This is a genomic window from Deltaproteobacteria bacterium HGW-Deltaproteobacteria-6 (assembly GCA_002840435.1).
Taxonomy (GTDB): domain Bacteria; phylum Desulfobacterota; class Syntrophia; order Syntrophales; family Smithellaceae; genus UBA8904.
In genome coordinates this window covers 543,345-557,747 of record PHAT01000001.1, presented here as the reverse complement: position 1 = coordinate 557,747, position 14,403 = coordinate 543,345, and the positions used below count along the sequence as shown (strand labels likewise).

Annotated in this window: 10 protein-coding genes and 2 tRNA genes; 3 read left to right on the top strand and 9 right to left on the bottom strand. The window is 41.9% G+C overall.

Going from position 1 to position 14,403, the window contains the following annotated elements:
* Nucleotides 1-85 precede the first annotated feature (85 nt).
* The 3 genes from CVU71_02510 to ybeY are packed head-to-tail and all read left to right on the top strand — an operon-like array spanning nt 86 to nt 3,816.
* Nucleotides 86-1,078 (top strand): phosphate starvation-inducible protein PhoH, encoded by a 993-nt coding sequence (locus CVU71_02510; protein PKN20674.1) that lies wholly within the window; start codon nt 86-88, stop codon nt 1,076-1,078.
* Between the two features lie 7 nt (nt 1,079-1,085).
* On the top strand, nt 1,086-3,383 hold the full coding sequence (locus tag CVU71_02505; GenBank protein ID PKN20673.1) for a hypothetical protein: 2,298 nt from the start codon (nt 1,086-1,088) through the stop codon (nt 3,381-3,383).
* The gene (ybeY, locus tag CVU71_02500; GenBank protein ID PKN20672.1) at nt 3,364-3,816 is read left to right on the top strand and encodes an rRNA maturation RNase YbeY; all 453 of its coding nucleotides are present in this window, start codon (nt 3,364-3,366) and stop codon (nt 3,814-3,816) included. Before CVU71_02505 ends, ybeY begins: the two co-directional genes overlap by 20 nt.
* A 14-nt stretch (nt 3,817-3,830) precedes the next feature.
* Here the strand turns inward: ybeY and CVU71_02495 are convergent, their stop codons facing one another.
* The 9 genes from CVU71_02495 to CVU71_02455 all read right to left on the bottom strand — a co-directional run bounded on the left by CVU71_02495 (nt 3,831) and on the right by CVU71_02455 (nt 14,400).
* Nucleotides 3,831-5,783, bottom strand: coding sequence for a lytic transglycosylase (locus CVU71_02495; protein ID PKN20671.1), 1,953 nt, complete (start codon nt 5,781-5,783; stop codon nt 3,831-3,833).
* Nucleotides 5,784-5,944: 161 nt separating this feature from the next.
* Nucleotides 5,945-7,030: a peptide chain release factor 2 gene (locus CVU71_02490; protein ID PKN20670.1), complete on the bottom strand. Its 1,086-nt coding sequence runs from the start codon at nt 7,028-7,030 to the stop codon at nt 5,945-5,947.
* A gap of 44 nt (nt 7,031-7,074) precedes the next feature.
* The gene (lnt, locus tag CVU71_02485; protein PKN20669.1) at nt 7,075-8,643 is read right to left on the bottom strand and encodes an apolipoprotein N-acyltransferase; all 1,569 of its coding nucleotides are present in this window, start codon (nt 8,641-8,643) and stop codon (nt 7,075-7,077) included.
* Nucleotides 8,633-9,457 (bottom strand): HlyC/CorC family transporter, encoded by an 825-nt coding sequence (locus tag CVU71_02480; protein ID PKN20668.1) that lies wholly within the window; start codon nt 9,455-9,457, stop codon nt 8,633-8,635. The genes lnt and CVU71_02480 overlap by 11 nt, the downstream gene beginning before the upstream one ends.
* 23 nt (nt 9,458-9,480) lie before the next feature.
* A complete protein-coding gene (locus CVU71_02475; GenBank protein ID PKN20667.1) occupies nt 9,481-10,353 on the bottom strand; it encodes a radical SAM protein in 873 nt (290 codons plus the stop codon).
* Between the two features lie 135 nt (nt 10,354-10,488).
* Nucleotides 10,489-10,565: transfer RNA gene (locus tag CVU71_02470), tRNA-Asp, on the bottom strand.
* Between the two features lie 27 nt (nt 10,566-10,592).
* A tRNA-Val gene (locus CVU71_02465) sits at nt 10,593-10,668 on the bottom strand.
* Nucleotides 10,669-10,743: 75 nt separating this feature from the next.
* The gene (locus CVU71_02460) at nt 10,744-13,152 is read right to left on the bottom strand and encodes an endopeptidase La (protein ID PKN20666.1); all 2,409 of its coding nucleotides are present in this window, start codon (nt 13,150-13,152) and stop codon (nt 10,744-10,746) included.
* Nucleotides 13,153-13,176: 24 nt separating this feature from the next.
* Nucleotides 13,177-14,400 carry an ATP-dependent Clp protease ATP-binding subunit ClpX gene (locus CVU71_02455; GenBank protein ID PKN21045.1) on the bottom strand — a complete coding sequence of 408 codons (1,224 nt, stop codon included), beginning with the start codon at nt 14,398-14,400 and terminating at the stop codon, nt 13,177-13,179.
* Nucleotides 14,401-14,403: the final 3 nt, after the last annotated feature.

Genomic DNA, 14,403 nt, shown 5'->3' with positions numbered 1-14,403 from the left:
TATGAGGAAGATGCTCTATCCTGGTGCTCATGGAATGAATCACAATATTATTGGGTTAGTGTAATATATTAGAGGCTGATAATTTTTGATTAAAGCAACCAAAAACATTCGGGTAGAGAAAGTATCCTTCGCCGATCAGAATTTATTGAAGAATCTCTGCGGCGAACATGACAAGCATTTAAGGCTCCTCGAAAAGCTTGAACCGGTCAAAGTTAAGCCCTGGGGTAATCATCTTTCCATCACAGGCGATGAAGCAGCCGTACTCAAGATTACGCTTCTCATCAAACAGCTTTATGCAATCATGGAGAAAGGCTGGCATATTCATTTTTCCGATATTGATTATGCTCATCGAATACTAACGGAAGATATCCATTTTGATTTATCTCGCGTCTTTCTGGATACGGTATTTATATCATCCAAAAAGCGCATTATCACACCCAAAAGTATTGCCCAGCGTCATTACATCGATTCCATGAGAACAGCCGATATGGTGCTGGCTATCGGCCCCGCCGGCACCGGTAAAACCTACCTGGCTATGGCGATGGCCGTATCGCACTTGCTGGAAAAGAAAGTGCAGCGAATTATTCTTACACGACCCGCCGTTGAAGCAGGCGAGCGTTTGGGTTTTCTGCCGGGTGACCTGGCTGAAAAAGTTAATCCGTATTTACGACCTTTGTATGACGCGCTCTATGACATGGTGGATATGGAAAAAGCGAGCGCCCTGATTAATAAAGGATTGATCGAGGTCGCACCACTGGCGTTCATGCGCGGCCGGACGCTCAATGATTCATTTATCATCTTAGATGAAGCCCAGAACACCACGTCTGAACAAATGAAAATGTTTTTAACACGTCTGGGGTTTAATTCAAAAGCTGTTGTGACAGGTGACATCACGCAAATTGATCTGCCGACAGAAAAATCATCCGGTTTAATCGAAGCTGAAAAAATCCTGAAAAAAATAGAGGCGATCCGTATTGTGCATTTTTCACAGGTGGACGTTGTCCGACACCCCCTCGTTGCTGACGTTATTTCCGCTTATGCTTTCTGGGACAATGAAAAAAAATCGGGTAAAAAGTAAATAATATATGAATTTCCTTGATTCGACATCGGAAAAAATATTTTCAACCATTCGAAAATTGAAAGAAAAGAATAAAATATCTTTCAAAATTTTTAGTAATATCATTTTTCAGCGTTGGGCCATCGCCATTATCTTAAGCATCGCGCTATCCGTCATCCTTGCGCCCAAACTCTATGATTCAAAGCCCGAATATCGGCATGGCATGATCGCCCAGGAAAATATCAAGGCTGATCGTGATTTTCTGGTCGAAGATATCAACTCCACTCGGCAAAAAAAGAATGAATCTTCTGTAAATGTACGTCCGATATATGATTACGATGCCGAAATAGCTATTACCCTGAGGACGAAAATTAAAAAATCTTTTGCGGTTGCCGCAGGAAATCGGGAAAACAGTGAACTGAAGGCCCTGTTGGAACAATCGTTAGGTGTCTCATTAACAGCGGAAGAATTTTCATTTCTCAAAGAAAATAATTTTTCCGATGATCTTCAACTAAAACTGATCAAAGTCATTTCGTCCTTTTATGAAAACACGCTTGTTTCTCAAGAGGCTTTCAAAAATAACGAGCGGGGAAAAGGCATCACGATCATTAATACGATTACACGGGTGGAGGAAAATCTGAAGGACGCATCATCCGTTCTGAATATTAAAGATATAGATCCTGTCTTGTCTAAAAAAGTTTACTCCATATTCAAGAATGACCGGCCGGAGTTCAAACGTTTTTCTTTTTCGTTTTTGAAAAAGCTCATTGAACCCAATCTTAGTTTTAATCAGGAAGCAACAGATAAAAAAATAATGTCTGTTGTGCAAGAAGTGAAGCCGGTATATTTCCAGGTGCAAAAAAATGAGATGATTGTCCGGGAGGGAGAAAAAATTGGATATCTGGAGCTGGCCAAACTGGATTCCTTCCATAAAACCGCAGTGGATAACAAAATTTCCAGTCTGATGGTCATCTTGGGAATTTTCTGCACAATCCTTTTTCTTACATTGCTTCTGTACTTCTGGCGTACCCGAAATTGGTTGAAAGCAGCAGCCCGCTCTAATGTTGATTTTCTTGTTTTTGCCATTGTTGCCTTTCTGCAAATATTATTCGTCAGAGCGGGAATTTTCATTTCCGTTGCCGTGAACAGAGCGTTCCCTTCTATCCCGATTGATACCTGCTATTTCGCAATACCTTTTGCCTGCGGATCCATGATCATTGCGGTACTGGTCAATCGCAACATGGCCCTGATTATCAGCGTCCTGACATCGTTTCTGATCAGTCTTCTTTTCGATGAAAAAATTATTTTCCCGCTGTATTCATTTTTGGGATCTGTTGCCGCTTCCTATCATATCGTCAACAGCCGTCAGCGTTCCACTTTTTTGAAGGTTGGTGTTTTCCTCGGTATCATCAATATGGCCGCTATTCTTTGCCTGACGCTTCTCACGGGCCAACTGCTGATTAAGGACCTTTTGATACGACTGGCCATGGGCTTTCTCGGCGGCATTATCACCGGAATTCTGGTTGCGGGTATCACGCCCATTTTTGAAAGTCTCTTTGGATTTATCACCTACATCAAACTTCTGGAACTGGCCAATCTTAATCAACCCCTTTTCCAGAGAATGATTATCGAAGCACCCGGTACATATCATCACAGCATCATTGTCGCTTCGCTGGTTGAAGCGGCGGCGGAAGCCATCGGCGCAAATGCAATGCTGGCTAAGGTCAGCGCCTATTACCATGATATCGGAAAACTGGCCAAACCTCATTATTTTATCGAGAATCAACCCGGCCATGATAATCGTCATGATAAACTTTCGCCTAAAATGAGTTCATTGATCATTATCTCCCATGTCAAGGAAGGTTGCGAACTCGCTTCTCAGGTCAAACTGGGGCAGCCGATCATCGACATTATTCGCGAACATCACGGCAACAGCCTCGTCAGCTTTTTTTATGAAAAGGCTAAAAAAAATAAAGATGAGTCCATTCGTTCACTGACAGAAAGTGATTTTCGTTATCCCGGTCCTAAACCGCAAACCAAAGAAGCTGGGCTCGTCATGCTGGGTGATGTCATTGAAGCTTCCTCACGCACACTTTCTAACCCAACACCAGCCAGAATTCGATCGCTGGTGCGTGAAAGGATTGAACGTATTTACACGGATGGGCAGTTGGATGACTGTGAATTGACGTTGAGAAATCTTAATACGATAGCGGAAACATTCACGCGAATTCTGACAGGGATTTTCCATCATCGTGTCGATTATCCGGAAACAACCCCGAAAGAGACCAACAGTAAAAAAGAGTTCAATGAAAATACAAATCGATAATCAACAGAAGCAAATTAAAATCGATAAACGGAAAATCCGCTCTGAAGTGACTAAACTCATGAATCTGTTGGATTGCGCGAATAAGGAAATCAGCATTACTTTTGTCGATGACGCGGCTATTCAGATCATCAATAAGATATACTTATCAAAAGACCGACCCACCAATGTTATTTCCTTTTCTCTTCAAGAAGGTGAATTCGGCGGCATCAATCCTGAACTGCTGGGGGATGTCGTTATTTCCGTTGACACTGCAAGCCGGGATGCGAAGAAGGGCCATCTCACCTTTGATGAAGAGATCCTGTTCCTGATCATCCATGGGCTTTTGCATCTCTTAGGCTATAACCACGTCAATACGTCTAAGGCTAATGCTCTTAAAATGAAAAGAAAAGAAAATGAACTTTTTCAATTATTAACAAAATCTGATGATGTCTAGCTTGTTCAGTGCTTCTATTTAACAATAAGAACCTGTCCCGGTGTAATTGAATTATTATCGGACAGATTATTCATCTGTACTAATTTCGCCATTTCAATTTTGTATTTTTTGGAAATAATGGACAGGCTTTCGCCTTTGGTAACAATATGCTTGTTGGTACCCAACTGAGCGACATCTTTATCCGTCAACGTTTTACCGACAACATTCTGTTTTCCCGCGGACTTTACTAAATTATTGTCCTTTATCTGTTGTCCTTCGCTATTATCACTGACATCCTCATGTGATATTTTCAGTTTCCGTCCTGCCTGAATGGAATTTGTTTTTAAATTATTCATTTTTTTGAGTTTGGCCACGGGGATATGAAATTTGTTAGCGATACTGAGCAGAGAATCGCCCTTTTTCACTTTGTATGTTTGCGCCTGGGTTGAACCGGACGTTTTACGAGCTGCAGTATTTTTACCACTGCCGGCAGGTTTTTGCTTTACGCTTGCTGTTTCTACGCCGTCAATCGGGATTCGAATAATTCTACCTTTTGCCAATCTCTTCTGCTTATTGATGCGATTGGACTGAAATATCGATTGAGAGGACACCCGGTATCTTTTCGCTATAGACGCCACTGTTTCACCAGGCCGAACGCGATGTCTGATATAAGAGGAACGGCTGCCACTGCTTTTGCTTCTGTAACTGAACATCGGCCTTTCCGTTTCCGGAATATCGTTATAAACCAAATTAAACTTCTGGATGGAGTCTTTGGGAATTTTGATGGTATATTCATGATTAGGCGTTGTTCTGTATCTGAGTTCAGCGTTGAGTATGTTAATAACGTCTTCGGACACTTCCATTTTGGATGCTAAATCCGACAGCTTCATCATTTTGTTGATTTTGACCGATTCATAATTTATCAAAGAATCTGCTGTTGGTTTTAAGTCAAATCCATACTTGCCGGGATTTTTAATAATGTGTAACGTTGCAAGAAAGCGCGGAACATAACGAGCCGTTTCATTGGGTAATTTAGAATACAGATCCCAGAAACGGTCAAAATAATTTATATGTTGTCTGGATATAACTCGCAACACCCTACCCTCACCGCAGTTATAAGATGCCAGAACAGTCATCCAATCACCAAACATGGAGTGAAGTTCTTTTAAATAAGCAATGGCAGCATGAGTGGACTTTAAAACATCCATGCGCTCGTCTACCCATTCATCACGTGTCAAACCGAATTTATAACCTGTTGAGGGGATAAACTGCCACAAACCAAGAGCCCTGGCGCGGGAATAAGCGCTCACTTTAAAACCGCTCTCTACCAGAGGCAGCCAGAAAAGTTCTTCAGGCACACCTGCTTTTTTTAATTCAGCGACAATAATTTCCTTGTACATTCCGGATCGATGATATGAAGATATAAAGAATTCCCTTTCCGGGCCCTGGAATGAACGAATCTCTTTTTCAATATCGGCATTCATTGAAAGAGGGATCTCACTGGCTTTACCATTTGTACGCGTCTGCTGAGATGAATAAACTGCCAGGATACGCCGGGAAATCAAGAGGCGTAGATCATCCTTCTGTCTGGCAATTTCCACATCGCCATTCGTGTCCAGAAGTAAAGCATAGGCTTTATCCAGTTGATTTAAGGTATTTTCGATATCACCGTTTTTCCAGTAGTTGTCAGCCATTTCGAGTAATTCAAGGGCATTTTCCATCAGATCCTGCTCTTCTTCAACTCCTGCTTTAACATCTTCAGCGGCTGAATCTTCTTTTGAATCATCCGATAGATTGTCCTTGTCAGAATTAACCGTCATTTGCGACAAAATGAGATTTTGGTTATTAGCTGCTATCTTGTTACTCATGTGGATGTCATTCAGATGATCAATCTCGGCTTGAACCCGAAAGCCGGTCAACAGTAAAATGGCAACATTCAAGCAGAGTATAAGGCAGATATATGGAATATATTTTTTACATTTCAGCATGTACGAGGTCTCCTGATTTTTTTGATTTCATCATTAAACACATTGTTTCTCCGAGCGAAGAATAATCCACTCTGTTTCTTCCCCGAGCAAATATAATATTGTTGCGATTTATAGCATATTTTATGTATTAACCAAAACAATAATAATAATCTCATGTATTATTATTTATTTATCTGGCCGATACCGGGTGGATTCGATCCCCGATTCCCGATAAACATGAGGTAAGCTTGGATAAAATCATCGATATCTCCGTCCAGTACTTTCTGAGTATTGCCGGTTTCCAGATTCGTCCGATGATCTTTAACCATTTTGTATGGATGTAAAACATAGGAACGAATCTGACTGCCCCAGGCGATATCTTTTTTCAGTTTATTTTCTTCGTCGAGCTTTTCATTCTTCTGTTCGAGCTCTCTTTCATAGAGCCTGGATTTTAGATATTTCATGGCCATTGCTTTATTCTTATGTTGAGATCTTTCATTCTGACACTGAACGACAATACCTGTCGGCAAATGGGTAATTCTGACAGCAGAATCCGTTTTATTGACATGCTGTCCGCCTTTGCCTCCCGATCGGAAGGTATCAATTCTCAGATCATCTTCATTGATCTCTATTTTTATTTCATCATCGACTTCAGGATATACAAATACGGAAGCAAAGGAGGTATGACGTCTGGCTCCCGCATCAAATGGTGAAATACGGACCAGTCGATGAATCCCGATTTCAGCCTTTGCATAACCATAGGCATATTCGCCTTCCAGTGTGAAAGATACGCTTTTGACGCCGGCTTCATCCCCGGGCAAATAATCAATAATATTTGTTTTGTAATTTCTTTTTTCAGCCCAGCGCAGATACATGCGAAGCAGCATTTCCGCCCAGTCCTGTGCTTCCGTTCCGCCCGCACCGGCATGAATCGATATAATTGCATTCATCGGGTCCTGCTCGCTTGCGAGCATCATTTTGAGTTCTTCTAGCTTAACATCGGAAGACAACTGCTCCAGCTCAGAAGCGAGATCGTTCAGAACCTGTTCGTCTTTTTCTTCAGAGGCAATAATCCATAAGTTTTCAGAATCCGTTATCTGGCGTTGAAATCTTTTCCAGTGCGAAAGCGAGTCGGATAATTTCGTTTTTTTCTGCAGGATGGATCGGGCTTTCTCCTGATCATCCCAGAAATCTTTTTTCGTGGATAAAATTTCCAGATCTTTAACTTTTAATTCCAGTTCGTCGACGTCAAAGACATTCTCCGACATATTGAATTCTTCTTTTCAAATCGCTGATGACTTCCTGCATGTTTTCAACTGACATTTCTTTTCCTCCCCTTAAAACTCCATAAGAAAAAACCGGCCAGACATATAAAACTGACCCCCACCAGTAAATCGCCATATCTCGCGTAAAAAGTCGGCAACATAATAAACTTAACGCGACCATGAATCGAGTCTTTTTTAAATATTTCGGTTTGTGCAATAATCTTTCCGGTCGGATCAACTATTGCAGAGATGCCGGTATTCGCGGCGCGTACAAGATAGAGCCGTGTTTCCACTGCTCTGAAAACAGACATGGACAGGTGTTGATAGGGGGCCGATGTTTTTCCAAACCAGGCATCATTGGTAATATTTACCAGTAATTCGGCGGCAGCATTCTTATACATTCTGGCTGCTTCCGGCAAAATGCCTTCGTAACAGATCATCACACCAATTTTTCTGTCACCCATGGCCAAAGGATAAAAACCTTTTCCCTCGGCAAAATCACCGATTCCCGCAGCAAGGCTGCTGATAAAGGGGAACAACGTCCTTAGCGGCACATATTCTCCGTAAGGGACGAGATGTACCTTGTCATATCTACCATTAATCTTGCCTTGTGGAGAAAGCAAATAGGCACTGTTGAAATAATCGGTATTATTGGTTCCCGTCGCATAGCTCATAGAACCGAAGATGAACCAGCTTTTTGTTTTAACCGGCAGCTCCTTTACCTGACGCTGCAATTCGTTTTCATCCTGAAAGTTAAAAGGCACGGCTGTTTCCGGCCAGACCATCAAGCCCCCATTGGCCGCAGGACGACGTAAAGACAGTTCCTCGTAAATATTGATGGTTTCTTTTTGAAAATTCGTATTCCATTTGATCGATTGATCGATGTTTCCCTGAATCAGGGATACATCCATTTCAGGAACCTCTTTTAAAGCTTTGTTGATCTGATTTATCCTCAAGATACCATATCCATAAACACCCGACCATATAAACAACACAATCGTGGCAAGGACGAAAGACTTTTTTGTTCTTTGTGCAATGATTTCAAAAAATGCGACATTTAAAAGAATAATCAGAAATGAAATTCCAAATACACCCGCAATATCTGCACTCTGAATGAAAAATATATTACTAAACTGTGAATAACCCAGATTTTCCCAAGGGAATCCGGTAAACAACTTTGACTTTGCATATTCCAGACAGACCCATAAGACCGGTGCAACAAGATACAGAGGAACCTTTTTTCGTAAATATACTATTCCTGCGGCAAATAAAGCAAAATAGATGCTTAGATAGCAGGCAAGCAACAGCATGATCATCACCCCCAGATACAGGGGAAGATTGCCGTAATTCACAATGACATATGCAATCCAGTAAAGAATTCCAGTACATGCCGAAAGGCCTGTAATCCATCCCAAAAACAATGCTCTGCGCAAAGATGAGACATCCCGCAGGGCAATAAACAGAGGAACAAAAGAAATCCAGGCTATGAATCCCAATCCGAATTTTGGAAATGATAAAAAAAGAAAAATGCCGCTGAGTAAGGCAAAATAAATGCTCCGGCTATTGAGTTTCTTGTCTGAAGGATCCGGTATGGTTTTTGAGTATTTATTTTTCATTTAAATTATCATCATCCATTTTTTTTATTTTTACTTTTTTGATAGTACGCTCATCAGCATTTTCGATGGTAATATTCATTCCTTCTATTTGAAATATTTCTCCCTGATGCGGGATTCTTCGAATCGTATTTAAAATAAGACCGCTGATCGTTTCATACCTGCCTCTTTCCAGGCTGATATTCAGGTATTCCTCAATCTTTTCAATTTCTGTGCGGCCGTCAACGATAATGGCCCCCTCAACAGTTTGGATAATGTCTTCGCCATCGGTATTTTCTTCATGTTCATCCCGGATATCACCGACAATCTCTTCCAGTAAATCCTCAAGGGTGATAAGCCCGGACGTACCGCCATATTCATCGATGACAATAGCAATATGTTTTTTATTGTTTTTAAACTCGTAAAACAATAAATGAGCATTTTTCGTTTCCGGAATGTAATAGGGCTTTGTCAGATGGGACAGAATATCTACGGTTGTCATATTCTGCGACCAGGATTTGAGCAGGTCTTTAACATTCAATATGCCGATGATATTATCAATCGACCCCCGATGTACGGGAATTCGTGTATAACAGGCTTTGGCAAGTTCCCTGATAATTTCTTCCGGCGTGTCATCCGCACTGATCGAAACGATGTCCGTTCGTGGAATCATAATCTCCCGTACCAGGATCGATGTAAAATCCAGAATATTTTCGATCATCTTTCTGGAGGCATCATCCAAAACGCCGCTTTTCTGACCTTTGGCCAATATCGAAAATATTTCACGGCGAATATGTTCCTGTTTGTGCCAGAAAAATACATTAGAAATTTTCTTCATGTCCGTTATAATTTCTCACGAGATCATAGTCCGCGTAAATACTCAGGCCGCATTCTGCTCAAATCTTTTTCATCAATAACTGAAGCGATCATTTTTAATATTATTTCTTTCTGCCGTGGTAAACGCGCTTTGATCGGTAGATAGTTGGATGCGTGATTGGATGTAAAATAGCAGTCTGTAAGATTAGAGTGGGCAATCATCAAATGCAATTCCCGGATAAATCCAATTTTATCCGGGAGAACAAATCGTCCGGACATGTAATCATTGTAAAGAGGTGTTTGGGGCACGAGCATGAGCGTCAACGCACCCACATAATCCGGATCCATGTCTGTCAGAAGACTCGCCGTATCCATGGCATGTTCGATGCTTTTTTCAATGCCGCCTACACCAAGAATTACCGTCGCCGAAAGCTCGATACCTGCTTCATGGATGCGCTTTGCCGCTTCGACCATTTGTTCGCGTGTTGCACCTTTGTCAATATTCTTGAGTAATTCGGCATTACCCGTTTCCACGCCTAAATAAATAATTTTTAAACCCAGTTCGCTGAGTTTTTTTAGATCATCAATCGATTTTCTCAAAATACTTTTTGCATTAGCATAGCTGCCAATCCGTTCCTGTTTCGGAAGATAGCGTTTTATCATGAACAGAATTTCTTCCAGTCTGGGTTGAGGTATAATTAGCGCGTCTCCGTCGCACAAGAAAAGCTTTTCAATATGGCCGTAACTTCCGGCTTCCCGCAAATCCTTCTCTATCCGTTCCATGGATTTTATCTTGAATTTCTTTTGCCGGTATGTGCCGCAGAACGTGCATCGGTTGTGTGAACAGCCTACAGTAACCTGCAAAAGCAAACTATGCGCCTCACTGGGCGGGCGTATGATCATTCCTTCATAATCCACTTTTCCTGCAACCTCTTTTTCGATAATAATTTAGATACTTATTAAACATGCTCAACAGATTATGTCAATCACCCTTATCGAAAGAATGTATCACAAAAAAAGGGAGCCGCAATAAGCCGACTCCCTTTGATTTTATGGCGGGGCCAAGGGGACTTGAACCCCTGCCCTCCGGCGTGACAGGCCGGCGTTATAACCAACTTAACTATGACCCCAAAAAATCATTATTCATATTCTTTTTCTGGTAGGCGGGACAGGGCTCGAACCTGTGACATCCACGGTGTAAGCGTGGCGCTCTTCCAACTGAGCTACCCGCCCACATGCCCAAAAAAAGCTGCATGGCTTCTAGCAATATTGAGATTTCTTGTCAAGCTATAAAATCAGAAATCTCCGTTAATTCACAGGCTGGGCGCTAACCTGCATATCGGTTTTTGCAGCATTGTTAAAAACATCGCCATCATTTACAAATGCGATATCCAGCACCTCGTCAATGTGATCGACAAAAACGATTTTCAGGGCGTGCTGGACGTTTTGCGGTACTTCCGTCAGGTCCTTTTCATTGTCTTTAGGAATAATGACCATTTTTATATTCCCACGGTGGGCTGCAAGAATCTTTTCTTTTAATCCACCTATAGGCAACACCCTTCCTCTTAACGTTATTTCACCCGTCATTGCCATATCTGCACGGACCTTCTTCTTCATAAGGGCTGATGCAATGGACGTAGCCATTGCAATTCCCGCGGACGGGCCGTCTTTGGGAATCGCTCCCTCAGGTACATGGACGTGAATATCTATTTTCTTGTAAAAGTTTTTCGGCAAACCAAATTTTTCGGCTCTAGCACGGATATAGGTCAGAGCTGCCTGAACCGATTCCTGCATAACGTCGCCCAGTTTACCTGTCATGACCATTCGGCCCGTTCCTTCCATGATAGATGCTTCAATCGCCAGCAATTCGCCGCCGACTTCCGTCCAGGCTAATCCGGTTGTCAATCCAATCTGATTCTTCTCTTCTGTTTCACCATGCCGGAATTTTGGAACGCCTAAATACTTCTGGATGCTTTTAGAGCCGATGATAATTTTTTTCCTGGCGCCGTTACTGACTATTTCTTTGGCCACTTTACGGCAGACTGATGCGATCTCCCGCTCCAGATTGCGCACCCCTGCTTCCCTGGTATATTCCCGGATAATGCGCAGCACGGCGCCTTTCGTAAATTCAATATTATCGGCAACCAGACCATTAGCTTCCGTTTCCTTTGTCAGCAGGAATTTTGTTGCAATTTGAAGTTTTTCCTGTTCGGTATAACCGGCAATACGGATTACTTCCATTCTGTCCTGTAACGGGGCCGGTATCGTTTGCAGTACGTTGGCTGTCGTGATGAACATAATATCGGATAAATTATAATCAACATCCAGATAATTATCATTGAATGCAACATTCTGTTCTGGGTCAAGCACCTCAAGCAGCGCTGAAGAGGGATCGCCTCTAAAATCGGAACTGAGCTTATCTACTTCATCCAAACAGAAGACGGGATTATTCGAACCCGCTTTTTTCAGAGACTGGATGATCTTCCCCGGCATGGCGCCAATATAGGTTCTGCGATGACCACGGATTTCCGCTTCATCGCGGACACCACCCAGAGAGATGCGAACAAACTTTCGATTTGTTGCCCGGGCCACTGATTTGGCGATTGACGTTTTCCCAACACCGGGAGGTCCAACCAGACAAAGAATCGGTCCCTTATTTTTTTTAACCAGGGATTGAACAGCCAGATATTCAATAATCCGTTCCTTAACCTTTTTCAAGCCATAATGGTCTTCATCAAGAATATTTTCCGATTCTTTCAAAGTGTACTTATTCTCCGTGACTTCCGACCATGGCATATCCAACAGCCAATCGATGTAATTTCGAACAACGGTAGCTTCCGCCGACATGGGCGACATCATTTGAAGTTTTTTAATTTCCTGGCGTACTTTTTTTGTGGCTTCTTCGGAGAGTTTCTTTTGCTTGAGACGCTTTTCAAGATCCGCTATTTCATTCTTGAAATCATCTTTCTCGCCCATTTCTTTCTGAATGGCGCGCATTTGCTCATTCAGATAGTAATCCTTCTGAGTTTTCTCCATCTGCTTTTTGACGCGGCGCTTAATTTTTTCTTCAACCTGCAGAATCTCTATCTCAGAGAGCATCAGTGAATAAATAGCTTCCAGCCGTTCACTGATGTTATAGATTTCCATGATCTTCTGTTTATCTTCCAGCTTCACATTCAGATGTGTAACTACCACATCAGCAAGCTTGGACGGGTCTTCAATTGCCGCAATTGTTCCCATCATTTCCACATGTACTTTTTTGCTCAGTTTCAAATAGAGTTCGAAGGATTCTTTGATGCTGCGCATCAGTGCCTGTTTTCTGACATCATTGGGATCATCATCAACATCTTCAATATCAGCGACTTTTACAAGAAAGAAATCATCATTCTTAAGATATTCCTGGATAGTACCGCGTGTTTTACCTTCAACCAGCACTTTTACCGTTCCATCAGGCAGCCGCAGCAATTGAATAATAATGCCGATCGTTCCAACCCGGTAAATGTCTTCTTCAGCAGGATCATCTTTTTTCGCGTTTTTCTGGGCTACCATGAAAATCCCTTTTTCATATTTCATGGCGGATTCCAACGCAGCGATGGACTTCTCACGACCTACAAATAAGGGCACAATCATATGCGGAAAGACAACGACATCCCGGAGAGGCAAAAGTGGAATGATGTTTGTTTTATTTTGATTATTATAACTTTGTTCTTCGGTCATTCATTTTTCCTAAATAATTATTTGTTATGCGGATTCAGATTTTGTGTCGTATATCAAAATAGGTTTTTCCTTATTGAGAACAACTTCTTCGCTGATCACACATTCTTTTATATCCCGTTGTGACGGAATATCATACATCACTTCGAGCATTGTGTTTTCTAAAATGGAACGTAAACCGCGTGCTCCGGATTTTCTTTCCATGGACAATTTGGCAACGCACCTCAGTGCACCGTCGGTGAATTTCAGATTGACGTTTTCTAATTCGAACAATTTCTTATATTGTTTGATGATAGAATCTTTAGGTTCCATTAAAATACGAACAAGAGCGGATTCGTCCAGATCATCAAGCGTGGAAATGACGGGAAGGCGTCCGATAAATTCGGGAATAAGACCGAACTTGAGCAGATCTTCAGAACGAACATCCACCAGCAGCTCGCCTATTCTTTTTTCTTTCTTGCTTTTGATTTCCGCGCCAAACCCCATAGTGTTAGTTCCAATACGTTTGGAAATAATTGTTTCCAGATCGTTGAATGCACCCCCGCAAATAAATAGTATATTAGTCGTATCTACCTGAATGAATTCCTGTTGCGGATGCTTGCGGCCACCTTTCGGCGGAATATTGGCCATCGTTCCTTCCATAATTTTCAACAAGGCCTGCTGAACACCTTCTCCGGAGACATCACGGGTAATGGATGGATTGCCTGATTTTTTTGCTATTTTATCTATTTCATCAATATAAACAATTCCTTTTGAGGCCCGCGCGACATCGTAATCCGCATTTTGCAGCAGACTCAGGATAATATTTTCAACATCCTCACCTACATAACCTGCCTCGGTCAAGGTTGTAGCATCCGCTATCGTAAAGGGAACATTAAGAAACTTTGCTAATGTCTTGGCAAGTAACGTTTTTCCCGATCCGGTAGGACCTACCAAAAGGACATTGCTTTTCTGAATTTCAACACCATCTGTTGAACTGACATTGGAGAACAGTCTTTTATAATGATTATAAACTGCAACAGATAGAATTTTCTTTGTTTTTTCCTGCCCAATAACATAGGAATCAAGGAATTTCTTGATTTCTTTCGGTTCAGGCAAAACATTTTTGGGGCCTTTTTCTACCGTTTTCTCTTCTTCTTCAACAATACATCGGCACAATTCAATACATTCATCACAAATATAAGCAGTCGGGCCGGCAACTAACTTGCGTACTTCGCTTTGCATTTTCCCGCAAAATGAACAAAATAGCATACC

What these genes read in the sequence shown, in the direction of transcription:
- CVU71_02505 (PKN20673.1), top strand. Translation starts at nt 1,086, where the DNA reads ATGAATTTCCTTGATTCGACATCGGAAAAAATATTTTCAACCATTCGA.
- ybeY (PKN20672.1), top strand. Translation starts at nt 3,364, where the DNA reads ATGAAAATACAAATCGATAATCAACAGAAGCAAATTAAAATCGATAAA.
- CVU71_02495 (PKN20671.1), bottom strand. Translation starts at nt 5,783, where the DNA reads ATGCTGAAATGTAAAAAATATATTCCATATATCTGCCTTATACTCTGC.
- CVU71_02490 (PKN20670.1), bottom strand. Translation starts at nt 7,030, where the DNA reads ATGTCGGAGAATGTCTTTGACGTCGACGAACTGGAATTAAAAGTTAAA.
- lnt (PKN20669.1), bottom strand. Translation starts at nt 8,643, where the DNA reads ATGAAAAATAAATACTCAAAAACCATACCGGATCCTTCAGACAAGAAA.
- CVU71_02480 (PKN20668.1), bottom strand. Translation starts at nt 9,457, where the DNA reads ATGAAGAAAATTTCTAATGTATTTTTCTGGCACAAACAGGAACATATT.
- CVU71_02460 (PKN20666.1), bottom strand. Translation starts at nt 13,152, where the DNA reads ATGACCGAAGAACAAAGTTATAATAATCAAAATAAAACAAACATCATT.
- CVU71_02455 (PKN21045.1), bottom strand. Translation starts at nt 14,400, where the DNA reads ATGCTATTTTGTTCATTTTGCGGGAAAATGCAAAGCGAAGTACGCAAG.